The organism is Micromonospora sp. NPDC003816 (assembly GCF_042874705.1).
In the GTDB taxonomy this organism is placed as follows: Bacteria; Actinomycetota; Actinomycetes; order Mycobacteriales; family Micromonosporaceae; genus Micromonospora.
The window spans coordinates 293,730-316,890 of the sequence record NZ_JBIANP010000007.1 but is presented as its reverse complement, the minus strand read 5'-3'; the positions used below and the strand labels follow the sequence as shown (position 1 = coordinate 316,890).

Below are 23,161 nucleotides of genomic sequence, written 5' to 3'. Positions count from 1 at the left end.
TCGACCGCACCAACTACCACGCCACCATCAACATCAACATCCTCGAAACAGCAGCATTGACAACCCGCCCACCGCCCTAACTGAGCGGCATTGCTCCTAACCTCCGGGGGTGAGCGCGGCTGCCGTGCTGTGTTCGCCGCGCAGGTGCCGTGGCGAGCGGCGGCGAGGGTCCCGCTCCGCGATGCCGTGACAGTGGCAGTCATGGGTGGTGAGCAGCCCGGACAGCGTGGGCAGGTCGGCGGCGGTGGTTCGGCAGACCGTGGGTGGTCACACGTCCAGACCGAAAGAGCTGCAGCGGTAGCCGGGTAGCTTCTCTCGCCCGGACCGAATTAGTCGAGTAGATCGTGCACAAGGGCCGCGAGGTCGGCAAGCTTCTTGTCGGCGATGCGGCGCCTGTGGTTGACCCATTCCTTGCCCTCGGCAGCGATGCCTTCAAGGATGTGCAGGGTGTGCGGGAGCCCCGAGGCGTCCAGGGACAGCCTTGCGATCTTGACGGCGTTCTCATCCTCCTGAAGCGTCTCCTCTTCGAGTTCACCCACCTTGGTTTCGACGAACTCCCCGTTGACGAGGGTGAGCTTGAAGGTCTGCTGTCGGGTGGCTACCCCGTCGATGCGGACGGCGGCGACGGCGTCGAAGCGGTAGTTCAGTCGTTGTGTGTTGTCGCTTTCGACGGTCTGGAAGTCGAGATCGCAGCTGACCTGCCGTACGCCGTCCTCGGTGAGTAGGAAGAGCAGTAGGCGGTACCGGGAGTATCGCCACGGGCCCTGCGGGTACCTGGCCCTCTTGCAGGAGGGCGCCGGTGCCTCGATGAAGGCATGTGCGATCACCTGGCTGGGGCGGAGCCGATACTGGTGCATGGCCTGATCAACCAGGACCTTACGGTCGTTCTCCAGCCAGGCCGCCATTTCGGTGTCTGACGGTTTGTCGGCCAGTTTGCGGCACCACCGGCGGTACGCCGCACCTCGGGCTGCATCCTTGACGTCCCGCTCCTCCTGATCATCGACGACCCTGCGCCGTTCGGCAATGATCCTGAACGACGCGCGGACGGCAGGCACCGCCGACGCCGAAGCGAGCAGCAGCCAACCGGTGCCGGACAAGGGTGCGCCACCGATTACGGCGGGGATCACCCAGAGGGCGCCAACGATGAGAAGAGTCAGTCCGCCGACGTGCAGCACTCGGGTCCTGGCGGGGATGCGCAACTGCTGATGGTGCGCCGTCAGTGTGTCCTGTTCCCATCGCTGTCGCACATCGCTCACCAGATGTCGGACGAGCCAGGCGATCCGGTCCGCATCGATGCGTTGTTCTCGGTAGATCTCGACCACCTCGTCGCGGAGGTGCCGCTGAATCCCTGCCGTCTGGGCGCGCCAGTAGGCTCGATCAGTGTCAGGAGGCACGTACCGGCTGAAGTACCTGTCGAAGAGACGGTCGACCTTGCGCGCGAAGCCACCGAGGGGCGCTTCTCGTCGCCGCTGCTGGGGCGGACGGATCTGTGCTTCCTTCACGCGCAGCCGCAACTGTCGGTAGTAGCGGTCCGCTCCGCCGAAGCAGAAAGCGGCCAGTCCGCTCAGCCCGGCGAGCAGGCCGAGGAGCGGTGCGAACGTGCCGTGTGCCGCCACCAGCAGGATCAACTGCGTCACGGCGAGGGCGAATACGACAGCACCGACGCCGGCTTGCAGCCAGTCGCGGGTCGCCACGGCGGCGGGCCGCACCGGTATGGACCGAGGAGGCGCGGGAGTCGGGTGGAAGAACTTCCAGACCCGACCGAGACGGTCCCCCTGTAGGCGTTGCACCTTTGCCAGGGCGAAGGACTTGCGCCACATCTCCTCTTGCATCGCACCTTCGCGGAGCGCCTCGAGGTGGCCGTAGATCGCCTCGCGCTGCGGCCTGTTGAGTGCCTCGATCTCCTTCACCATCCTGTCCGCTTCGTCGGCAGGAATTGGCTTGAGGAGACGAATGATCGCCTTGACCCCGGCGGCCCACTCGTCCTGATCGACGAGCTGGGACATGTCCGCGCAGATGGCGCGGAGGCTATCCACATCCTCGGGCGGAAGCTGACGCAAGGTACGGCCGCTCAGCAGGGCGATGAGTCGGTAGAAATGGACCTCGGTGGTGAGGTGGCCGCCGGCTGCCGCCTTCTCGATCAACTCGCGTGCCTCATTCCGGGCGCGAGCGTTCAGGTACCTCAGCGCCATGGTGAACTGCTCTTCGGGAGTGGAACCCGGCGGTGATCGGTAGTAGTTGATGTCGCCGTGGACCACGCCCGCCTGCACCTCGACGTGTGCCTCTCCCTGCGCGATGTTCGTCGTGGTCGGAGCTGTCATGACATGCTCCGCACGGCGGCGATGATCGCCGCGATCCGCGCCGCCAACTCGGACACGTCGGCTACCAGGCCCCGCAGCCGCTTGAGCGCGACCATCAGCCGGCTCTTCTTGGCGGGTGTGCCCGCCGGCACGCATTCCGCTGCGGTCGCCACCTCGGACTCGGCGGCGGCGTAGGTCTCCTCGTCGAGTTGTCCGTCGAGGTGTGCCTGCTTGAGGTGGACCCGCAACTCAGCGATGCTGGCCACCAGGTCGCTCGGGCGATCAACGTTGCTCCCCACGGTGACACTGCCGTGGATTTGCCCTGCCTGCACTCCGACGTGTGCGTTGCCGGTAGCGATGTTGCGGTTGGTCATCTGCATCGCGGGGCTCCCGTCCTGGTCCACGCCGTCTCGATGGCTGGGCTTGTCGATGGTCAGTTCTCGTGCCAGTGCGGTGGCGAACACGGCGGCGTGACGTGCGGCCTTTGGTTGCCAGTTCTGTCCATCGGTGGCGGCCTTGGTGCCGTCGGCGTGATCGCTGATGCCGCGTATCACCACCACGGGTAGGGCGCGGTTCAGATGGCCCGCTTGGGCGACCCCGGCGGCTTCCATCTCGATCGCCACGGCGTCGTTGTAGTGGCGACGGATCCAGCGCGCCTCTTTGGAGATTCCTGAGTCCTGTACTACCTCTCCCGCAGCGATCGGACCGAAATGGACCTTGGGCGTCGATCCTTCGGGCAGGCCCTGACACCAGGCGGTAGACCTGGCGACGTACTGGGCGATCTGGTCGGCCTCGTGGGGTATCTCCCATGCCTTGGGGCGGGCCTTCAAGCCGTCGTTCTCGCTGGTGCCGCCGTGGTAGGCATAGACCTTGCTGGCGACGACGACATCGCCGAGCCGGACGTTGGGCCACAGACCGCCGGCGACCCCCACAAAGATCACAGCGGCCGGAGTGAACTCGGCCATCGCCCGCTCTGCCAGCACTGCCGACGGATGGTTGCCCTTGCCGACCAACCCCAGTGCGACCCGGCAGTCGCTCTTGTCGATCCGGCCGACTTCGAAGCGGGTTCCCGCCGGGTGTCGGCGTACCCGCAGATCGGTCAACTGTTCGCGGACCGCTTCGTACTCAAGGTTCAGCGCCGTGAGGATCACGACGAGACCACTGCTCCTGCTCACGATCTCTCCTTCTCTGTCTGGTCGATGGGTCGATTCATCGAGGGGTGAAGAGTCGTTCGGGGCCCGGCGCGGAAGAGGCGAGCGGGACGGCCTCCTGCGGCCTTTCGGCTCGGGCCGGCGGGGACGATGAAGCCGTCCACACTCTGCACTTTTCGGTAGAAGTTCCGTGGGTCCAGTCGCACGCCCCACACCGCTTCATAGACGTCCTGAAGCTCCGCGATGGTGAAAGTCGGTCCGCAGAAGGCGGTGGCGAGCGCCGTTCGCTCCAACTTCTCTCGCGCCCGGTCGACCCCGTCGGTCAGGATCTGGGCATGATCGAAGGCGAGCTGCACGTCACCGGAGAGCGCCTGTGCCGCGGGGGTCCAGCACGCCCGAGACGCATCGGTCCCGGCGACCGGCTCGGGTAGGCGAGGGGCGATAGCGAGGTAGGTCGCGGAGACGACTCGGCCGCGGGGGTCCCGGTCGGGAGCGCCATAGAAGCCGAGCTGCTCCAGGTGTAACTGGTCCGGCCCCAGGCTGGCTTCCTCGGCAAGCTCGCGGTGGGCGGCCGTCAACAGGTCTTCCCTCTCGTGGTTGAGGAAACCACCGGGCAGAGCCAATGCGCCTTGATGGGGCTCGATTCCGCGCTCGATGAGCAGCACATGCAGGCGGGACTCCCGCAAGGTCAGGATGACCAGGTCAACGGCAAGAAGGATGGTCGGGGGAACCCAGCGATCGTCAGACACGGATCGACCATAGGCTTACTGTCACTCTGACAGGAAGGGCGTCGCGTGTCGGGTTTCAGCACCCCTGTGTCTGGCCTTCGGCCGTTTCCAAATCCGCCATGCCTCGTTGTTCGGGCTGGCCGAGAGGGCATCCGCGAAAGCGACGACCGCGTCCAGCATGGTTTCGTGGTGCCGACCGTGCACAGCGGTCAGAGGTGTACGGGTGCAGTGGTCGGTATCGAAATCAGGCAATGCAAATGTGGTCCGGCGGCGGTGATGTCGGCACCGATTCTCGCTATCCGAGCGACGATGCGATCTCGACCGCTTCGTTCACCGTCAGCTCGCCTTCGAGGCGGTAGGTCACTCCGCCCTGCTCCCAGATCAGCGTCGCGGTGGCCAGCCGGGCGCTCTCCTCCCGCACCACCCCGTCCCGATCCACGTACGAGATCGGGTGCGGGCCGGGAATCCACGCCGCCTGTCGTCCGCTGACCTCCGTCCACTGCGCCCCGGATCCGCCGGCCTGTTTGAGGAAGACGCCGTCGAGCTGCCCGTCGAAGGCGTCCAGCCGGATCTGACCGCCTCGGTAGAGCAGCGTCGCCACCCGGTGTCCCCCCGCGCCGTCCGGGTCGGCCACCAGCACCCGGTCGGGCGGGCCGAGCGCGGCCGGTACCCGGACCGGGAACCGCACCAGCCGGTGCGCCTCGCCCAGATCGGTCAGGCGTTGCGCGGGCAGCGGCGACGGGGAAGCCGTCGGTGGCAGCGGGGCGGGTGCGGTGCTGATCGTGATGCCGGCGAAGCGCAGCAGTCCGGCCACCGCGTCGGCCAGCGCGGCCCGTCCGGGCAGCAGGGCGATCACCAGGAGGGCGGCGAGAAGCGCGGCCACCGCGTACCGCCATCGACGACGGCGTCCCTCGATGGTCCGCGAGGATCGGGCGGGGGCGGCCAGCCGGGCGCGGACCCGGGCGGTGACGTCCGGCGGCTCGGGGGTCTCCAGCCAGGCGGACAGCTCGCGCAACTCCCGTTCGAGGTCAGCCACGGCTCAGCTCCTCGACGTCGAGCAGGCCACGCAGCTTCACCAGGGCGCGGGACGTCCGCGACTTCACCGTGCCGCGTGCCCAGCCGAGCATGGCGACCGTCTCGTCCTCGGACAGGTTCGCCGTCCGGTACGCGGACGCGGTGTGCCGGGCGACCAGGAGTTCGTACGCCTCCAGGTCACCTGCCTGCGCGCGGGTGACGAGTTCCTCGTCGTCCAGGGGAACCTCCGGTGGGATCACTGTCCTGACACCGGTCGCGGCGTTCAGGTTCCACTCTCCGCCGACGGAACCGGAATCGGCGTGACGGTGTCATCCGGGCATGATGGCGACGAGGACGACCACCCGCCGTACCCTGTTGTCCGCGCTGGTGGGCGCGGGTGTCGCGACGCTGGTCGGGTGTGATCCGACCGGGTCACCGGTGGCAGGCGTGCCGCCGGATCCGCTGCTCGTGGACCTGGCCGACGGACTCGGCCTGCTCCGTGGTGCCGAACGGCAGGTGGTCCCGCATGCCGTCGCCACCGCCGACGGGCGGTCGGTGTACGCGAGCACGCCGGAGGGTGCCGACACCGCGTTCTGGCGGATCGAGACCGCCACCGGTGTCGCCTCCGCCCGGGTGTTGGCTGCCCGGCCGCTGGGTGCCGCAGACGGTCTCCGCCGACGGCACGTGGGTGGCACTGACCACCGAGGCGGTGAGCGTCACCGCAGCGTCTCCGGCCGGGCGGGACGCCACGCCGGTGCTGATCGCCGACGCGGGTGGGGTGCGGCACCGGCTGCGACTGCCGGGCAACGTCGTCCCGGAGGCGTTCACCCACGACCACACCGGCCTCTTCGTGCTGGAGTGGCTGCCGCCGCAGACGCCGGACCGGTACCGGGTTCGGGTGGTCGACCTCGCCACCGGTGTGGCCGGCCCGTTGCAGACCCGCCTCAAGCAGGCGATCCCGGCGGGCGCGGAGGAGGAGATGCGCGGTGACGGGCGTCAGGCGGTACTCGCCCCGGACCGTCGCGTCCTGTACACGCTCTACACCCATCAGCCCGAGCATCGGCACACCCGGGACCGCATCAGTGGACGGCCGGGGAGCGACGTCCACGCTTTCGTGCACACGCTGCACCTGCACGAGCGGTGGGCGTACTGCGTGGATCTGCCGCACCCGTTCGGGGAGGGAACAGCCGACGGGCACGCCATGGCGATCGCCCCGGACGGTTCCCGGCTGTACGTCGCCGACCTGACCTCCGGGACCGTCGCCGAGATCTCCACCGAGGAACTGACGGTACGCCGCACCGCCGCCGTCCCCGTCGCGTCCGGCCCGGCGTACGCGACGGCGGACCACGAAAGACTGTTCCTCGGCGGGGCCGGTGTGCTGCGTACGGTGGATGCGGTCGGTCTGCGGGTCGTCGCCGAACGACCGGTCGACGCCCCCGTCACCGGTCTCGTCCTTGGCCCCGACGGTGGCCGTCTCTATGTGGGTGGGCCGTCGGCGGTGCGGTGGCTCGACCCGACCAGCGGTGCCGAACTGGGTCGTGTCGCCGTGCCCGGCCTGGTGGGGTTGCGGGGTCCGGTGCCGTCGTCCTGAGCGGGTGTCACCGTCGGTCAGAAGAGGGATTCCCGGTGTGACCGGGACGTCCGACCCGTCCGATTAGGGTGACCAGCGTCGTCGTACGTTAGGGGGATCGGAGAACAGGATCGGGCCACCAGTGGGCTCCTGAGGCCGCGTCTTCTCTGGTACGAACGTAGGAGTTTCGACGAGAGGACAGCGCCCTTATGACCCATGCCCTGGTCACCGCCGAGAACCTCAACGACGCGCTCGACGACATCGTGGATCGGGTGCCCGGCGCCAAGTTCGCGGTGGTGCTCTCCCCGGACGGCATCATGCTGGGGGCCTCGCGGGGCATCGACGAGGAGATCGCCGAGGAACTGTCCAGTGTGGTCTGTGGGCTCCAGGCGCTCGGTCTGGCCGCCGCCCGATTGTGCGGTGAGGGTGAGCTGCACCAGGTGGTGGTGCAGATGTCGCGGGCGTTCCTGTTCCACGCCACCACCGGCAACGGGGCGATCCTCACCGTCGGTATCGACGGCTCGGCGGAGGTGGGGGACATGGCGTACGAGGTCGCCCTCTTCTGTGCCAGGGCCGGGCACCATCTGCCGGTGTACGTGGAGCCGGCGCCCCACCTGACCGGGCGGTGACCCGCTAGCCGCGGTCGCGCTGCGCGTCGTACGACGGCGCCGGGTTGGCCACCTGCCACAGTTCGGCCGGCAGGTTCGCGATGACGTCGTCGTGGTCGGCGGGGGCGACGTCACCTCGAATGGTGTCCAGGACCGCCCGGATGCCGGCCTCGGCCAGGTCGGGATCGACGTCGGCACGGCCGCCGACGCGGTCGACGAACACGTCGAGCCCGAAGCGTTCGGCGGTCTCGCTGGGCGCGAACGTGTACGCCCGCAGCCCTTCCGGGAGTCGGTCGGCCAGGTCCCGTGCCTCGCCGCCGTCGATCCGCTCGGCGAGCGTGGTCAGGGTGGCGCGCGCGATGGCGGTCGCCTGCTCCGTCGACGCGCCGGTGCGGTGCGCCACGGAGTCGATGAACTCGTTCTCGTCCAACCGGTCGGCCCCTTCTCGCAACGGATCTGGCGTCTACCCGTGAATCGTCGTGACAAACGGCACTCTTCACCCGCGTACGGTCGCGGTGGCATCGACGAGTCTTGTGCGTCGGTGTGCGGAACGGATAACGTCGCGCCGTCGCGGTAACGGGAAGCCGGTGTGATACCGGCGCGGCCCTCGCCACTGTGACCGGGGAGTTCACTCCGACTTGTACGCCACTGGGTCCGTGGAGGACCTGGGAAGGCCGGAGTACGCGACGATCCGGGAGCCAGGAGACCGACCCCGACATGTGATCTCGTCCACGAGGTGTTGGAAGGGGAGGTCGACTCATGCACATCGCTGAGGGCTACCTACCACCGGTGCAGGCGGCGGCATGGTTCGCGGTCTCGACACCGTTCGTCATCCACGGTGCGCGCAACCTGGTCCAGCAGGTCCGCGCGAACCCCGACGCGAAGCTGTTGCTCGGCGCGGCCGGGGCGTTCACCTTCGTCCTGTCGGCGCTGAAGATCCCTTCGGTGACCGGCTCCTGTTCCCATCCGACGGGTGTGGGTCTCGGCGCGATCCTGTTCCGGGCACCGGTGATGAGTGTGCTCGGCACGATCGTGTTGCTGTTCCAGGCGCTCCTCCTGGCGCACGGCGGGTTGAGCACGCTCGGCGCGAACGTCTTCTCGATGGCCATCGTCGGCCCCTGGGTGGCCTTCGGCGTGTACGCGCTGATCCGCCGGTTCGGTGGCGGCCTCGGCATCTCGGTGTTCTTCGCCGCTGCCCTGGCCGACCTGGCGACGTACTGCGTGACCAGCGCGCAGCTCGCGCTGGCCTTCCCGGACCCGGATTCGGGCTTCGTCGGCGCGCTGGCCAAGTTCGGGTCCATCTTCGCGGTCACCCAGATCCCGCTGGCGATCAGCGAGGGGCTGCTCACGGTCCTGGTGGTCCGGCTGCTGGTCCGGGTGAGCCCGCAGGAACTCCGCCGGCTCGGCATCCTGCGCCGTCCGGCCCCGACGACCCAGGGAGCGGTGGCGTGAAGTCGTTCGGCCGGACCAACCTGTTGTTGCTGCTCGCCGTGGTGGCGTTGGCGGTGGCGCCGCTGGTGCTGGGGCTCGGCAGCGGCGAGGAGCCGTTCGCCGGTGCCGACGCCCTCGCCGAGGAGGCGATCGTCAACGACCATCCCGACTACGAGCCGTGGTTCAGTTCGATCTACGAACCGCCGTCGGGTGAGATCGAGTCGGCGTTGTTCGCGCTTCAGGCCGCCCTCGGTGCCGGGTTCCTCGGCTATTACTTCGGGGTGGCCCGGACCCGGCAGCGGCTGCGTGGCGAGCAGTCCGCGACCGGGGAGAAGACCACCGACTAGTGCTCGCGTTGGACGTGGCGGCGTACGCCAGCCCCTGGCGACGCCGCCACCCGGTGGAGAAGGCCCTGTTGGCCCTGGGGCTCTTGGGCTGTTCCCTGCTCCTGCCGCCGTGGCCGGGCGCCCTGGTGGTGGGCCTGACCGCAGCGGTGGCGTTGCTCGGGCCGGCGGCGCTGCCGCCGCGTCTGCTGGTGCGGGTGGCCCGGACGCCGTTGCTGTTCATCCTGACCGGCTCGGTGCCGATGCTGGTGGCGGTCTCCGGTCCGACGCAGGTCCGGTGGGCGCCGGAGGGGCTCGCGACGGCCGCCACGACCGCCGGTCGGGCCTGCGCCGCGCTGCTCTGCCTGTTGCTCTTCGCCGCCACCACGCCGCTGGCCGACGTGCTGCCCCGGCTCCAGCGTCTCGGGGTGCCCAGCGCGGTCACCGAGGTGGCCGCGCTGATCTATCGGATGCTGTTCCTGCTGCTGGAGAGTGTGCACGCGGTGCGGCAGGCCCAGGCGGCCCGGCTGGGTTACCGGACCTGGGCCAGCACCTACCGGTCGCTGGCCGGGCAGGCCGGCGCGGTCTTCGTCCGTGCGTTCTCGCTGGCCCGGCGCTGGGAGGAGGGGTTGGCGCTGCGCGGTTACACCGGCTCGTTGGCGGTACGCACCGAGGTCCGCCAGCCGTCGGCGGCGTTCCTGGTCGTCACCGTGCTGCTGCTGGCGGCGGTGGTGCTGGCCACCCGGATGCTGGTGGTGCTCGGGTGAGCGGCGATCCGCCGCTGTTGGAGCTGCGCGGGGTCAGTTTCGGGTACGAGGCGGAGCGTCCGGTACTGACCGGCGCCGACCTGTCGGTGCCGGCCGGGCGGCGGATGGCCGTGCTGGGGCCCAACGGCGGTGGCAAGACGACCCTGTTCCGGCTGATGGTCGGATCGCTGGCCGCCGACGCCGGCACGGTGCTGGTCGGCGGGGTGCCACTGCGCCGGACCCGGGCGGGGCTGCTCGACGTCCGTCAGCAGGTGCAGCTGGTGCTCCAGGACCCCGACGACCAGTTGTTCGCCGCGACCGTCTTCCAGGACGTCTCGTTCGGGCCGGTCAACCTCGGTCTGGACGACGCGCAGGTGCGGCAGCGGTGTACCGAGGCGCTGGCCGCGTTGGAGATCGGCGACCTCGCCGACCGTCCCACCCACCTGCTCTCGTACGGCCAGCGTAAGCGGGTGGCGATCGCCGGGGCGGTGGCGTTGCGGCCCCGGGTGCTGATCCTGGACGAGCCGACCGCCGGACTCGACCCGTCGGGGGTGGAGGCGTTGCTGCGCACGCTCGACGCCCTGCACCGGGCCGGCACCACGCTGCTGCTCGCCACGCACGACGTGGACCTGGCGTACCGGTGGGCCGACGAACGGGTGCTGGTGGCGGGTGGCCGGATCCGGCAGGGGGTGTCCGGCGCCGAGTTGGGCGGCGGGGACCTGCTCGACGGTGCCGCGTTGACTCCGGCGTGGGCACCGGTGGTGCATCGGCTGCTGGACCGCGTGCCCGGCCTGGCCGGGGCCCGTCCGCGTACCCCGGGGGAGTTGGCGCGGCTCCTGGAGACTCCGGTCGGTACCGCCCGAAAGGTTCCGGAAGGACCTTGACGCATCGATCGACTTAGTTACGATCTGCGTAATGCGACGGATTTGCCCGGAGCGCGACACCGGCTCCGACCCGACCGACGTCCACCCCGCCTGGCTGCCGCCGGCCGCGTTCCGCGCCGTCGGTTCCCGGCACACCCTCGTCCACGGTGACGGCCTGCTCGTCGACACCGTGTGGCACGAGGTCCGGACCGCCTGCGCCACCCACGGCGGCACGGTCCGCCGGTCCGCCGACGGCCCACCCGCCCACCTCGTCCTCACCCTGACCGACCACCATGCATCGACAGTGGACGGCGACGGGACGCAGGGCGTCCTCGACGCCGCGCGGGCCGACCTGGACGCCGCCGGTGGCGGTCCGCTCGGTCCCGAGGGATACGCGGTCGTCCGCCACGGCGAGGTCACGGTGGTGCTGGCCGACGCACCGGCGGGCCTGCTCCACGGGCTGTTCCACGTGGTCCGGCTCGGGGAGTCGGCGTTCGGCGCACCGCATCCGGCGCGGGCGTACCGGCCGGTGATGCGGCGACGGATGCTGAACCACTGGGACAACGTCGACGTGCATCCGGTGATGGGCCAGGTCGAACGCGGGTACGCCGGCGGGTCGATCCTCTGGCGTGCCGGCCGGGCACATCCGGACCGGGCGCGGGTGCGGGCGTACGCGCGGTTGCTGGCGGCGTGCGGGATCAACGCGGTGTCGGTGAACAACGTCAACGTGCACGCCACCGAGGCGCGGCTGCTCACCGACCGGCTCGACGACGTCGCCGAGATCGCCGAGGACCTGCGTCCGTACGGCATCCGGGTGCACCTGTCGGTGAACTTCGCCGCGCCGGTGATGGTCGGTGGGCTGCCCACCGCCGACCCGCTCGACGAGACGGTGCGTGCCTGGTGGGCCGGGACCACCGCCCGGGTCTACGCCCGCATCCCGGACTTCGGCGGATACCTCGTGAAGGCCGACTCGGAGGGACAGCCCGGCCCGTTCAGCTACGGCCGCGACCACGCCGACGGGGCGAACCTGCTGGCCGAGGCGCTGGCACCGTACGGGGGCGTGGTGCACTGGCGGGCCTTCGTCTACAACCACCGGCAGGACTGGCGGGACCGCTCCACCGACCGGGCCCGCGCCGCCGGTGACCACTTCGCCCCGCTCGACGGTCGCTTCCGGGACAACGTGATCGTGCAGGTCAAGCACGGTCCGCTGGACTTCCAGACCCGGGAGCCGGTGTCACCGGTGATCACGGCGATGCCGGACACCCGGTTGGCGGTGGAGTTCCAGGTGACCCAGGAGTACACCGGGCAGCAGCGGCACGTCTGCTATCTGGCGCCCTGGTGGCACGAGGTGCTGCGGTTCACGCCGTGGGGCGAGGACGGGCCGACGGTCGCCGACGTGGCCGCCGACGGGGGCGGGCTGGCCGCCGTCTCCAACGTGGGCGACGACCCGTTCTGGACCGGTCACCCACTGGCCCAGGCCAACCTGTACGCCTACGGCCGGCTCGCCTGGGACCCGCGTCTGCGCCCGGAGGACGTGCTCGACGAGTGGATAGACCTGACCTTCGATCCGGCGGCCAGCGCCGATCCCGAGCTGCTGCGGCGGACGCTGCACGGGGTCATGGACGACTCGTGGCGCACCTACGAGCGGTACACCGCCCCGCTGGGGGTGGGTTTCATGGTGCGCCCCGGGCGTCACTACGGCCCGGACGTCGACGGGTACGAGTACACGAGCTGGGGCACCTACCACTTCGCCGACCGGGACGGGGTGGGCGTGGACCGCACCCGGGCCACCGGCACCGGCTTCACCGGCCAGTACCCGCCACCCTGGTCGCAGGTGTACGAGTCGGTGGAGCAGTGCCCCGACGAGCTGCTGCTCTTCTTCCACCACGTGCGCTACGACCACGTGCTGCACAGCGGCAGCACCGTCGTGCAGCACATCTATGACACGCACTTCGCCGGGGTGGCGGAGGTGGCGGCGATGAGCGACCGCTGGGCGGCGCTGGACGGGCTGGTCGACCCGGTCGTGTACGCCCGGGTGGACGAGCGCCTGACGGAGCAGCGGCGCAGCGCCCAGGAGTGGTGCGATCAGATCAACGCGTACTTCCATCGCAAGTCCGGAGTGCCGGACACGTACGGTCGTCCGCTGTTCTGAGGCCGCGCGGACGTCGGTGGGTCGCACGGGGGTTGACCGACTCCGGTAGCGTGTCGGCGGTCTGGCTGGGGGAGGTCCCCCAGAGTTTGTCAAGGGAATGGGGCTGTCAGTTGTCACTGTCCAAGAGGGTCGCCGTCGTGGCGGTCTCCGCGCTCACGGCACTCGCGATGACCGCCTGCGGCGGCGGCGGTTCGGCGTCCGACTCGGATGCCGCGGCGCAGCCGAACGTGCTGGAGCAGCTCGCCAAGGACCTCAAGGGGTCGCTGCAGAAGACCGTGGAGAAGACCCAGTCCAGCGACTCGGTGACCATCTCGATGGAGGGCACGGCGGCCGGTGAGAAGATCACCGCCAAGGGCGTCATCGATCTGCGTGACCCGGTCAAGGTCGAGATGACGACCACCGACTCGGACGGCAAGCCGACGACGATCCGGATGATCGAGACCGCGGTCTACGTCGAGGTCCCGGAGACCGAGCGCGCCAGCATGGGCGGCAAGCGTTGGCTGAAGATCGACGTGGCTGCCGCCGGCGCGGAGGGCGGGGCGAACTTCACCAAGCAGCTCGAGGACGTCGACCCGAGCAAGCAGGTCAAGGCGCTGCTCGCCAGCGAGAACGTCAAGGTCGTGGGCGAGGAGAACGTGAACGGGGTGGACACCGTCCACTACACCGTGACCCAGACGATGGATGAGTACCTCCAGCAGGTCGACGCCGAGATGCGCAAGGGCGTCGAGCAGGAGCTGGCCAAGCAGGGCGTCAAGGAGATCACCATCGACCTCTGGGTCGACGGGCAGTACCAGCCCCGTCGGGCCAAGGTCGTCACCGGCAACCTCGGCGACATCACCGTCGACTACACCGACTACGGCAAGCCGGTGAACATCGAGACCCCGCCGGCGGCGGAGACCACCGACTTCGCCGAGATGATGAAGGGCCTCGGGGACCTGACCTCCTGACCCGGAACCACCACGACTGCCCGGTCGGTGAGCACCCCTCACCGGCCGGGCAGCGGCGTCTCCGCAGGAGAGTCCAGGTACGCGGCGAGTCGCGCCGCGCCGGTGAGCAGGTGCCGGCCGCGGACGGTGAGGCGCTCCCGCCAGCCGTGCAGCGACGCGGCGAGCGGCGCGGCGCCCCCGGCGGCGCGTACCCGGTCGAGCACGTCGGCGATGTGGTCGAGCCGGTATCCGCCGCGCCGCAGCAGATGGGCGAGTTCGGCGTCCCGCACGTCGTCGGGGGCGTAGACGCGGTAGCGGGTCGCCGGGTCACGGTCCGGTCGCAGCACGCCGGCCCGTTCCCACTTGCGCAGGGTCGCCGGCCGTACGCCGAGCCGGTGCGCCAGGGCACCGATCGACAGCTCCGCCCGGCGGGGCGCGTCGGGCGCGGCCCCGGTGAGGACCGCCACCGCCGTCTCGACCGCGTCCAGGGTCTCCCGGTCGCGGTGCAGCAGAGCGTGACCCTGGTCGATCACCCGCAACGCCGTGTCGATCTCGCCCCGGTGCACGGCGCGCATGATCTCGCCACTCGCCGCGTACCCGTGCCCCGGAATCAACGCCAGGTACGCGTCCAGGGCCCGGGCGTGCCGCTCGGTGTATCGGCGGTAGCCGCTCGGACTGCGCGGGGCGGGCGGCAGGACCCCGTCCCGCTCGTAGTTGCGCACCGCCTGGGCGGACAGGCCGTGCGGACGGGCCAGGTCGATCGGCCGACGTGTCACGCTGTTTGAGGGTTGCACCACGTTCACCGTGACAGTTTGCTCGAAAGTCTCAACGGTTGGTTCAGCGATACGGTCGATGGAGTGACGAATCTCCTGGACCTGCTTCCCGTACCGCCGACCCTGCTCGCGCTCGGCGAACCGACACACGGCGAATCCGCCTTCCTCCAGATCCGCACCGAGCTGTTCCTGGCGTTGGCGCAGCGGGGATACCGGTCGATCGCGTTGGAGAGCGACCGCGCCGCCGGCCTGGTCGCCGACGAGTTCGTGCAGGGCTCCGCCACGGTGACCCTGGAGCGTGCGCTCGCCGAGGGGTTCAGCCACGGGTTCGGTGACGCCCCGGCCAACCGGGACCTGCTGGTGCGGATGCGGGAGTACAACGCGGGGCGGCCGACGGCCGAGCGCCTGACGTTCCACGGCTTCGACGCCCCGCTGGAGATCACCGGTGCGCCGAGCCCCCGTGCGTTCCTGCTGCGGGTCTGCGAGTACCTGGGCCAGGACCGGACGGCCGAGATCGACTCCCTGGTGGGTGACGAGACCCGATGGAGCGACCAGGCGGCAATCTGGGAGCCGGGGCGGTCGGTCGGCGGCACGCCCGAGGCACAGCGTCTGCGGGTGCTCGCCGACGACCTGCTGACCGAGTTGTACCTGCACGCGCCCCGGCGGCCGGACGGCTGGCGGGCGGCGTACGCGCAGGCCACGTCGGCGGTCGCGGTGCTGCGTTACCACGCGGCGGCGGCCGCGCCGCTGGGCCGGGAGGAACGCTTCGCCCGACTGGTGGCGGTCCGGGCCGCGCTGATGGCGGAGAACCTGCTCGCGATCCGCGCGGCCGAGGCGGACCGGGGCCCGACCCTCGTGTTCGCGCACCACCGGCACCTGCAACGCGACCCGGGCACGACGACGATGGCCGGCACCGAGGTCACCTGGTGCAGCGCCGGTGCGATCGTCGGCTCGCTGCTGGGCGACGGGTACGCGGTGGTGGTCGGCAGCCTCGGCGTCAGCCCGGCCCTCGGCATCGGGGAGCCCGAGCCCGACTCCTTCGAAGGAGCCCTCCAGCGCGACGGCGACCTGCCCCGGTACGTCCCCGCTTCGACGGTGCGACCCGCCGGGAAACGGACCCACGACTACCGCTACTTCCCGCTGGAGCAGGCGACCGTCGACCACGCGGACGTGCTGCTGCACGTGCCGACCGGCACCGACCCGGCGATGCTCGCGGCCCGGATCCTGGCGCTGCCCGGCACCACGCAACTCGTGGCGAGCGAGGAGACCGGGGCGCCGGAGGGCGCCTGGGGCGACAGGTTCTTCTCCGTCGGCCCGGATCACCGCCGGCCGTTCGCCACCATCGTGGAACGCGACGTGCCCGGCTTCGACGAGGAGGCCGGACTCGACCGGCCCGGTGTCTTCCGGCTCAACCTCGACCTGGGACGGACCGAGTTCACGCGGCTGTTCGGCTTCCCGCCCGCCGACTTCCCGCAGCATCGACACGAGTACGACTTCGCCCGGCTGGACACCGTGCTGCCGCATCCCGCGTACGCCCGGCACGGCTTCGTCGGCATCGTCATGCCCGGCCCGCAGATGCTGCCCGAGATCGACCGGCTGCTGGCGATCGCGCACGCCCGCGCCGTCGCCCGTCGCGCCCGGATGTAAGGAGGGGACCCCTGCTATACACGAGACGTTAGGAAGGGGCCCTTCCTTACATCCGTCACCGCACGAACTCCTCGCGGACCACGTCGGTCATCGGCACCGCGCCGCGTACCAGCGCCAGTGCCAGCAGCGACCCCAGGGCCGCGGTCGCCGCCTCCGACGCGACAAGCGTCAGCGCCGTCGCCGCCACCAGCAACAACGCGGTGCCGACCGCCACCACCGGCGTACGCAGCACGAAGTAACCGGCCAGCCGCAGCACGTCGCGCAGCCGGAACGCGAACAGCGAGGTGATGACCAGCGCGTTGATCCCGACCACGGCGACCCCGACACCGACTGCCACCAGCGGCACCACCCACCAGCCGGGGACCCCGGCCACCGGCAGGTTGATCAGGTTGACCGCGATGACGGTCAGCCACGCCAGCGTCGCCACCCAGACCAGTAGCGCACCGACCAGGTTGGCCCGGTAGCCGCGCCAGAACAGCCGCCCCGGGTGCAGGTCGGTCAGGTCGAGGCGTTGGTGGTGCAGCGTGTACAGCGCGGCGGACAGCGCCGGGCCGAGTGGCACCGCGCAGAGCGCGACGAGTGGCAGGTTGCTCGGGTGCCGTTCGAGCGCGAAGAGTGCGATCAGGCCGGGGGCCGCGCAGACCAGCAGCAGCACCTCGACCACCAGCAGCGTGTAGATCAGCGCGGCCCCCCGCGACAGCGGCCCGTCGCCGAACTCCCGCACCACGGCGCTCACGGCCGCTCCTGGCCGCGCAGGCGGCTCGCGTTCCCGCAGGGCGCGGTGTGGTCGACAACGGTGCGCATCCTGGTCCTCGGGAGCTCGCGGGGGCGGGGCGGGAAAGTGGCCGGTCCGATCGCACCGACACGATCGGACCGGCCCCGGGGTCAGCCGTTCGCCTCCTTGTAGCGCGCGTGCGCCTTGTTCGCCAGCTCCACGTACGCGTCCATGTTCTTGGCCTTCAGCTCCGCCAGGTAGGCGTCCCACTGGCCGAGGTCCCGTTGGCCGAGGATGAACTGGAGGGTGGCCTGGTAGACGTGGTCACGCAGCGGCGTCTCCCAGAGCGACACCTGCTCGCGTTCCTCGTCGTTGAGCGGGTACGGCGGCGGCGGTGACTTCGGCGCGCGGGCGTTCATCACCTGCTGGAACTCCTGCTCCTCGGGGGAGAAGAACGCCTGGACCAGCTCGGGCTTGCCACCGTAGGCGAACACGCCGTTGTAGAAGCCGAAGTCCTTCTGCAGGTGCTTGGGCGCGCTCGGGTTGAGGCCGATGACGTTGACGTCGGGTGCCAGCGTGGGCTTGCCGGAGGCGTCCTTGACGAAGGTGGTGCCCTCCACGCCCCACTTGGCGAACTCCTGGCCGGCGTCGGAATACCAGAGCCAGTCGACGAACTGCATCATGGCCACGAAGTTCTTGCTGTCCCGCGCCTTCGACGAGATCATCATGCCGTTCTCCAGCCGGCTGGAGGGGTTGATCTCACCGGCCGGCCCGACCAGCAGCGGGATCTTGGCGATCTTTGCCTTCGGGTTGGTCGCCGCCAGGTCCGGCCGGTAGTCGTTCACGACGGCCTGGGCGTTCGCGCTGATTACGAAGGACTTGCCGTTGGCGAGCTTCTGCCGGGCGGCGTCGTCGGTCTGGGTGAAGCTCTCCGGGTCGAGCAGCTTCTCGGCGACCAGCTTGTTGAGGTACTCCAGCACGTGCCGGTAGTGCTCGGTGGCGCCGGTGTACTCGAACTTCTGCGCCTGCGCGTTCCAGCTCATGTGCTGGAAGTTCCAGCCGGCACCGTCCAGCCCGTGCGTGACGGCCAGCAGGTTGAGCAGGTTGCCGGCCGGGTTGGGCTGGCTCCACCGGTCGGAGAACGGGTAGACGTCCGGGTACGCGGCCTTCATCGCCTTGAGCACGGTGTAGAGCTCGTCCCAGGTCTTCGGGACCTCCAGGTTCAGCTCCTCCAGGATGTCGGTGCGCATCGCCAGCGAGTAGTCGTGCCACGGCTTCTCGTGTAGACCGGGCAGCAGATAGAACTTGCCGTCCTGCTGGCGGAGCGTGTCGATCTCAGGCTGGAGGTTCCACTTCTCGATCTTCTCCTTGAGGTTCGGCATCAGATCGAGGTAGTCGCTGACCGGCAGGATCGCCCCGGAGGAGACGAACGTGTTCACGTCCGGCGGGTACGTCTTGGGGATCAGCAGAGGTGCGTCGCCGGCACCGATCAGCAGGCTGCGCTTCTGGTTGTAGTCGCTCAGCGGCACCGCGACCGGTTCCAGCGTGACGTTCGTCCGGGACGTCAGCTCGGACCAGAACAGCCAGTCGTTCTTCAACGGGTAGTTCGGGTGGTTGTTGTAGAGGACGGAGAAGGAGATCGGGTCGGTGGCCTTGAACTGCGTACCGACCGCGTAGTTCTCCATCGCCCCGGCCCGGTTCTCCGACAGGTCCTGGTTGTCGGACGGGTCGTCACCACAGGCGACGAGGGTGGAGGCGGTGAGCAGGGCGGCAGCGGCAATCGCCACCTGTCGCCACGATCTGCGGAACATGGCGGTCCTTTCGGTGTGGTGGGAGCGGGGATGGAACCGCTGGTCAGCCCTTGACCGCGCCGAGCATGATGCCCCGGACGAAGTACCGCTGGACGAAGGGATAGACCAGGAGGATGGGCAGGGTGGTGAGCACGATGGTCACGGACTTGAGGGTCGCCTCGGCCTGCACCTCGTTGGCCTCGGCGATCGCGCCGACGTTCTCGGCGCCGGTGGCACCGGCGATCAGGTTGCGCAGGTACACGGTGACCGGCCACAGCTCCTGCTGGTCCATGTAGAGGAAGGCGGCGAACCACGAGTTCCAGAAGGCCACCGCGTAGAACAGCACCATGGTGGCGACGATGGCCTTCGACAGCGGGAGCACGATCCGCAGCAGGATGCCGTACGTGTTCAGCCCGTCGACGGCGGCGGCCTCCTCCAGGTCGTTCGGCAGGCTCTCGAAGAACGCCTTCATCACCAGCAGGTTGAACACGTTGATCGCGTTGGGCAGCGCGATGGCCCAGACGCTGTTCTTCAGGCCGAGGCTGGTGACCAGCACGTAGTTGGGGATCAGACCGCCGGAGAAGAACATCGTGAACACCGCGATGCCGACCAGCGCGCCGCGTCCCTTCAGGTCCTTCTTGGACAGCACGTACGCGTAGCAGGTGGTGAGCACGATCGAGATCAGCGTGGCGGTCACCGTGTAGACCAGGGTGTTGCGGTAGTTCGTCCAGAACAGCGAGTCGGACAACACCAGGCGGTACGTGTCGACGGTGAACCCGCGCGGCACCAGGTTCACCTCGCCCGCGATGATGAACGCCTCACTGCTCAGCGAGCGGGCCACGATGTTGACGAACGGATAGAGCGTCACCAGCACGACCAGGGTCAACACGATCGCGTTGGCCACCTGGAACGCCCGGTAGCCCCGGCTCTGCCGGATGCCCCGTCGGCGGCGGGGACGGGACCGGGCGGTGGTGGAGTCGACGGTCACCACAGGCTCGTCCCCACCGTGCGACGGGCGATCAGGTTCGCCGACAGCACCAGGATCAGCCCGATCACGGCCTCGAACAGACCGATCGCGGCGGCGTAGCTGAAGTTGCTGGACCCGAAGCCCATCCGGAACAGGTACGTGGAGATCACGTCGGCGGTCGGGTAGGTGAGCGGGTTGTACAGCAGCAGGATCTTCTCGAACCCGACCGCCATGAACGTGCCGATGTTGAGGATCAGCAACGTCACCATGGTCGGCCGGATCCCCGGCAGCGTGACGTGCCAGGTCTGTCGCCAGCGGTTCGCGCCGTCGATGCGGGACGCCTCGTACAGGTCCTCGTCGATGGTGGTCAGCGCGGCCAGATAGAGGATGGTGCCCCAGCCGACGGTCTGCCAGACCTCGGACGAGATGTAGATGGTCCGGAACCACTCGGGGCGTTGCAGGAACGGCACCGCCTCGCCGCCGGCGGACGTGACCAGTGAGTTCACGGTGCCGTCCATGGAGAGCAACTGCATCACCATGGCGGCCACGATCACGATCGACAGAAAGTGCGGCAGGTACGACACGGACTGCACGAACCGCTTGAGCCGGCGGGCCCGGACCTCGTTGAGCAGCAGCGCCAGCACGATCGGCAGCGGGAAGCAGAACAGCAGGGTCAACCCGCCCAGCACCAGCGTGTTGGTGAAGACGTTCCAGAACGTCGGGTCGGCCAGGAACATCTTCACGTACCGCAGGCCGACCCAGTACTCGCCGAAGATGCTCCCGCCGGGCTGGAACCGGCGGAAGGCGATCACGTTGCCCAGCATCGGCAGGTACCGGAAGATCAGGAAGAACAGCAGCGGCAGGATCGCCAGCGAATAGAGCTGCCAGTCCCGGCGCAGCGCCCGCCGCCACGTGCGCCGGGTCGGGCGCGGGGTGCCGGGTGGGCGCGTCGGTGGGTCGGGGGCTGGTGCCGTCACCGAGGCCGGGGCACTCATCGCCGGCCCTGGGTGGCGGGCGTGACGTAAGCGCGGGAGACCAGTTCCCGGTCGGTGCCGACCTCGCGTTCGGCGCCCACCAGCCGCAGCGCCAGCCGCGCCACCGGGTCGCCGCTGGACCGGGCCAGCCGCAGCTCGACGTCACCGGGTTCCACCACCCGCCGGCCGTGCAGCCCGGTGAAGGAGGTGACGTCGGCGGGAACCTCGAAGGTGACCCGGGCCGCCTCGCCCGGTCGTAGCGGCACCCGCGCGTACCCGACCAGGCGGACCACCGGTCTGGTGGTCTGCGCCACCGGATCGTGCAGGTAGAGCTGGACCACCTCGGTGCCGTCCCGCGCTCCGGTGTTGCGGACCGTGACGCCGACCGTGGCGGTGCCGTCGACCGGCCACGGCGTGGGACCGCTGTCCCCGGGGTCGGTCACCGCCGCGTCGTCCCACTCGAAGGTGGTGTAGCTCAGGCCGTGCCCGAACGGGAACGCGGGCGTCGGGTCCACCGACGACACCTGCGTCCGGTGGCCGAGCGGCGGGGAGAGGTACGTGCCGGGCAGGCCCCCGCCGTGCCGGGGGACGCTGACCGGCAGCCGTCCGGACGGGTCGACCTCACCGGTGAGCACCTCGGCCAGCGCCTGACCGCCGAGCTGGCCGGGGAAGAACGCCTGCACGACGGCGGCGGCGTCGGCCACCTGCGCGCCGAGCGCGTACGGCCGGCCGGAGAGCACCACCAGCACCACCGGCGTACCGGTGGCCAGCACCGCGCGGACCAGTTCGGCCTGGACGCCGGGCAGGTCGAGGTCGACGGCGTCGCAACCCTCGCCGGAGGTGCCCCGGCCGAACATGCCCGCCCGGTCGCCGACCGCCAGGACGCAGACGTCGGCCTCGGTGGCGGCCTGGACCGCCGCGGCGATGCCGGAGGTGTCGTCGCCGGTGACGGCGGTCCCCGGGTGGTACGTCAGGCGGGGGTGGCGCTGCTGGAGGGCCGTGCGCAGCGACGGGATCTCGACCCCCACGCCGTGCTCCGGATGGTGCACGCCCACGTGCAGCGGGAACGAGTAGCAGCCGAGCATCGCCATCGGGTCGTCGGCCACCGGGCCGATCAGGGCCACCTGCCGGTCGGCGGCGAGCGGCAGCGCGCCGTCGGAGTTGCGCAGCAGGACGACGGACTGGCGGGCCAGCCGCAGCGCGACGGACCGGCCGGCCTCGTCGTCCAGGCGTAGTTCGTCGACGTCGGCGGGCAGTTCCTGCCAGCCCTCGTCGAGCAGCCCCAACTCGATCTTCTGGATCAGGACCCGGCGCAGCGCGCGGTCGACGAGCGTCTCCGCAACGGCACCGGACCGGACCGCCGCCACCAGCGGGGGGCCGTAGGCGTCCACGGTGGGCAGTTCCACGTCGATGCCGGCGCGCAACGCGAGACCGGCGGCCTCCCCGGCGTCGGCGGCCACCCCGTGCAGGCTCTGCAGGAAGCGGACCGCGAAGTAGTCGGCGACGAGGACCCCGGCGAAGCCCCACCGGTCGCGCAGCACTCCGGTGAGCAGCTCCTCGTCGGCGGCCACCGGCACCCCGTCGATCTCGGCGTAGGAGTGCATCACCGAGCGGGCGCCACCGAGCCGCAACGCCATCTCGAACGGCGGCAGGATCACGTCGGCGAGTTCCCGGCGGCCCATCGGCACCGGCGCCAGGTTCCGCCCGCCCCGGGAGGCCGAGTAGCCGGCGAAGTGCTTGAGGGTCGCCACCACCCCGGCCCGTTCCAACCCCCGTACGTACGCCGCGCCGGTGGTCCCGACGAGGTACGGGTCCTCGCCGATGGTCTCCTCGGTGCGTCCCCACCGGTAGTCGCGGGTCACGTCGAGCACCGGGGCGAGTCCCTGGTGGATGCCGGCCGCCCGCATGGACCGTCCGATCCGGTCGGCCATCTCCTCGACCAGTTCCGGGTCGAAGGCGGCGCCCCAGCTCAGTGGTGCCGGGTAGACGGTGGCCCGCCAGGCGGCGAAGCCGGTCAGGCACTCCTCGTGCACCTGCGCCGGGATGCCGAAGCGGCTCGCCGCCACGATCTGCGCCTGGCTGGCGGCCAGCGACCGGGCGCCGAGGACCGGATCGACCGGTGCGGTGCCGAAGGGTCGGGTCAGCTGCCCCAGGCCGTACCGGATCGCCTCGGGCCAGGGCGGAGTGTGCTCGACCATGTCGGTCTGGTGGGGCGCGACACCCTCGCCGGAGGCGTCGGCGCCGACCCAGAGGCCGACCAACTGGGCGACCTTCTCCTCCAGCGACATCAGCGGGATGAGCGCGTCGGCCCGCTCGTCGGGGCGCCGCGTCGGGTCGCGCCACCGATCGTCGTCCGGTGACGTCAATCGATCGTCGACAGGTAGCTGACTCGTCATGCGAACCCCTCTGGCCGCACCGGGGCAGGTCGTTCCGGCAGGCCACACGGACGCCGCTGCGGACGGCGATTCTCGATAGTTTCGGAA

The 23,161-nt window shown here is 70.1% G+C and carries 21 protein-coding genes and 1 riboswitch; of the genes, 9 read left to right on the top strand and 12 right to left on the bottom strand.

All coding sequences use genetic code 11. The features are described from left to right. Window positions 1-329: 329 nt before the first annotated feature. The 5 genes from ACFYTT_RS23320 to ACFYTT_RS23300 form a co-directional block, all read right to left on the bottom strand. Window positions 330-2,321 carry a hypothetical protein gene (locus ACFYTT_RS23320; protein ID WP_387262128.1) on the bottom strand — a complete coding sequence of 664 codons (1,992 nt, stop codon included), beginning with the start codon at window positions 2,319-2,321 and terminating at the stop codon, window positions 330-332. Continuing rightward, window positions 2,318-3,475 (bottom strand): purine phosphorylase, encoded by a 1,158-nt coding sequence (locus tag ACFYTT_RS23315; protein WP_387262125.1) that lies wholly within the window; start codon window positions 3,473-3,475, stop codon window positions 2,318-2,320. The genes ACFYTT_RS23320 and ACFYTT_RS23315 overlap by 4 nt, the downstream gene beginning before the upstream one ends. Then, a complete protein-coding gene (locus ACFYTT_RS23310; protein ID WP_387262122.1) occupies window positions 3,472-4,200 on the bottom strand; it encodes an NUDIX domain-containing protein in 729 nt (242 codons plus the stop codon). The genes ACFYTT_RS23315 and ACFYTT_RS23310 overlap by 4 nt, the downstream gene beginning before the upstream one ends. Before the next feature lie 274 nt (window positions 4,201-4,474). After that, window positions 4,475-5,215: a hypothetical protein gene (locus tag ACFYTT_RS23305; RefSeq protein ID WP_387262119.1), complete on the bottom strand. Its 741-nt coding sequence runs from the start codon at window positions 5,213-5,215 to the stop codon at window positions 4,475-4,477. Beyond that, on the bottom strand, window positions 5,208-5,453 hold the full coding sequence (locus tag ACFYTT_RS23300; protein ID WP_387262116.1) for a hypothetical protein: 246 nt from the start codon (window positions 5,451-5,453) through the stop codon (window positions 5,208-5,210). Before ACFYTT_RS23300 ends, ACFYTT_RS23305 begins: the two co-directional genes overlap by 8 nt. A 356-nt stretch (window positions 5,454-5,809) precedes the next feature. Here ACFYTT_RS23300 and ACFYTT_RS23295 point away from each other — a divergent pair, with 356 nt between their 5' ends. Then, on the top strand, window positions 5,810-6,784 hold the full coding sequence (locus ACFYTT_RS23295) for a YncE family protein (RefSeq protein WP_387262113.1): 975 nt from the start codon (window positions 5,810-5,812) through the stop codon (window positions 6,782-6,784). A gap of 188 nt (window positions 6,785-6,972) precedes the next feature. After that, window positions 6,973-7,392 (top strand): roadblock/LC7 domain-containing protein, encoded by a 420-nt coding sequence (locus ACFYTT_RS23290; protein ID WP_131052654.1) that lies wholly within the window; start codon window positions 6,973-6,975, stop codon window positions 7,390-7,392. A gap of 4 nt (window positions 7,393-7,396) precedes the next feature. On the opposite strand, the gene ACFYTT_RS23285 is transcribed toward ACFYTT_RS23290, so the two are convergent. After that, on the bottom strand, window positions 7,397-7,801 hold the full coding sequence (locus ACFYTT_RS23285) for a DUF2267 domain-containing protein (protein WP_131052653.1): 405 nt from the start codon (window positions 7,799-7,801) through the stop codon (window positions 7,397-7,399). Between the two features lie 94 nt (window positions 7,802-7,895). Next, window positions 7,896-8,101: riboswitch (cobalamin riboswitch) on the top strand. Between the two features lie 29 nt (window positions 8,102-8,130). Between ACFYTT_RS23285 and ACFYTT_RS23280 the strand changes: the two genes are divergently transcribed. The 6 genes from ACFYTT_RS23280 (at window position 8,131) to ACFYTT_RS23255 (ending at window position 13,833) form a co-directional block, all read left to right on the top strand. Further along, window positions 8,131-8,823 (top strand): energy-coupling factor ABC transporter permease, encoded by a 693-nt coding sequence (locus tag ACFYTT_RS23280; protein WP_131052652.1) that lies wholly within the window; start codon window positions 8,131-8,133, stop codon window positions 8,821-8,823. Beyond that, complete coding sequence (locus ACFYTT_RS23275) at window positions 8,820-9,149, top strand: energy-coupling factor ABC transporter substrate-binding protein (protein WP_131052651.1); 330 nt, start codon at window positions 8,820-8,822, stop codon at window positions 9,147-9,149. The genes ACFYTT_RS23280 and ACFYTT_RS23275 overlap by 4 nt, the downstream gene beginning before the upstream one ends. Then, window positions 9,149-9,892, top strand: coding sequence for a cobalt ECF transporter T component CbiQ (gene cbiQ, locus ACFYTT_RS23270; RefSeq protein ID WP_387262109.1), 744 nt, complete (start codon window positions 9,149-9,151; stop codon window positions 9,890-9,892). The genes ACFYTT_RS23275 and cbiQ overlap by 1 nt, the downstream gene beginning before the upstream one ends. Next, window positions 9,889-10,755: an energy-coupling factor ABC transporter ATP-binding protein gene (locus ACFYTT_RS23265; protein WP_131052649.1), complete on the top strand. Its 867-nt coding sequence runs from the start codon at window positions 9,889-9,891 to the stop codon at window positions 10,753-10,755. The genes cbiQ and ACFYTT_RS23265 overlap by 4 nt, the downstream gene beginning before the upstream one ends. Window positions 10,756-10,786: 31 nt before the next feature. Next, a complete protein-coding gene (locus ACFYTT_RS23260) occupies window positions 10,787-12,886 on the top strand; it encodes an alpha-glucuronidase (protein WP_176094307.1) in 2,100 nt (699 codons plus the stop codon). Window positions 12,887-13,023: 137 nt separating this feature from the next. Continuing rightward, the gene (locus ACFYTT_RS23255) at window positions 13,024-13,833 is read left to right on the top strand and encodes a hypothetical protein (protein ID WP_236145679.1); all 810 of its coding nucleotides are present in this window, start codon (window positions 13,024-13,026) and stop codon (window positions 13,831-13,833) included. Window positions 13,834-13,871: 38 nt separating this feature from the next. Here ACFYTT_RS23255 and ACFYTT_RS23250 read toward each other — a convergent pair whose 3' ends face one another. Then, a complete protein-coding gene (locus ACFYTT_RS23250) occupies window positions 13,872-14,588 on the bottom strand; it encodes a MerR family transcriptional regulator (protein ID WP_254876890.1) in 717 nt (238 codons plus the stop codon). A gap of 81 nt (window positions 14,589-14,669) precedes the next feature. On the opposite strand from ACFYTT_RS23250, the gene ACFYTT_RS23245 reads away from it, so the two are divergent. After that, entirely contained in the window at window positions 14,670-16,232 is a 1,563-nt protein-coding gene (locus ACFYTT_RS23245; protein WP_387262105.1) for a DUF6194 family protein, read from the top strand. 55 nt (window positions 16,233-16,287) lie between these two features. Here ACFYTT_RS23245 and ACFYTT_RS23240 read toward each other — a convergent pair whose 3' ends face one another. The 5 genes from ACFYTT_RS23240 to ACFYTT_RS23220 form a co-directional block, all read right to left on the bottom strand. Then, window positions 16,288-16,968: a hypothetical protein gene (locus ACFYTT_RS23240; RefSeq protein ID WP_387262103.1), complete on the bottom strand. Its 681-nt coding sequence runs from the start codon at window positions 16,966-16,968 to the stop codon at window positions 16,288-16,290. A gap of 149 nt (window positions 16,969-17,117) precedes the next feature. After that, window positions 17,118-18,758 (bottom strand): extracellular solute-binding protein, encoded by a 1,641-nt coding sequence (locus ACFYTT_RS23235; protein ID WP_131053698.1) that lies wholly within the window; start codon window positions 18,756-18,758, stop codon window positions 17,118-17,120. A 43-nt stretch (window positions 18,759-18,801) separates the two neighbouring features. Then, window positions 18,802-19,725, bottom strand: coding sequence for a carbohydrate ABC transporter permease (locus tag ACFYTT_RS23230; RefSeq protein ID WP_131053697.1), 924 nt, complete (start codon window positions 19,723-19,725; stop codon window positions 18,802-18,804). Further along, window positions 19,722-20,699, bottom strand: coding sequence for a sugar ABC transporter permease (locus ACFYTT_RS23225; protein WP_176094306.1), 978 nt, complete (start codon window positions 20,697-20,699; stop codon window positions 19,722-19,724). The genes ACFYTT_RS23230 and ACFYTT_RS23225 overlap by 4 nt, the downstream gene beginning before the upstream one ends. Beyond that, window positions 20,696-23,074 carry a glycoside hydrolase family 3 N-terminal domain-containing protein gene (locus tag ACFYTT_RS23220; protein ID WP_176094305.1) on the bottom strand — a complete coding sequence of 793 codons (2,379 nt, stop codon included), beginning with the start codon at window positions 23,072-23,074 and terminating at the stop codon, window positions 20,696-20,698. The genes ACFYTT_RS23225 and ACFYTT_RS23220 overlap by 4 nt, the downstream gene beginning before the upstream one ends. Window positions 23,075-23,161: the final 87 nt, after the last annotated feature.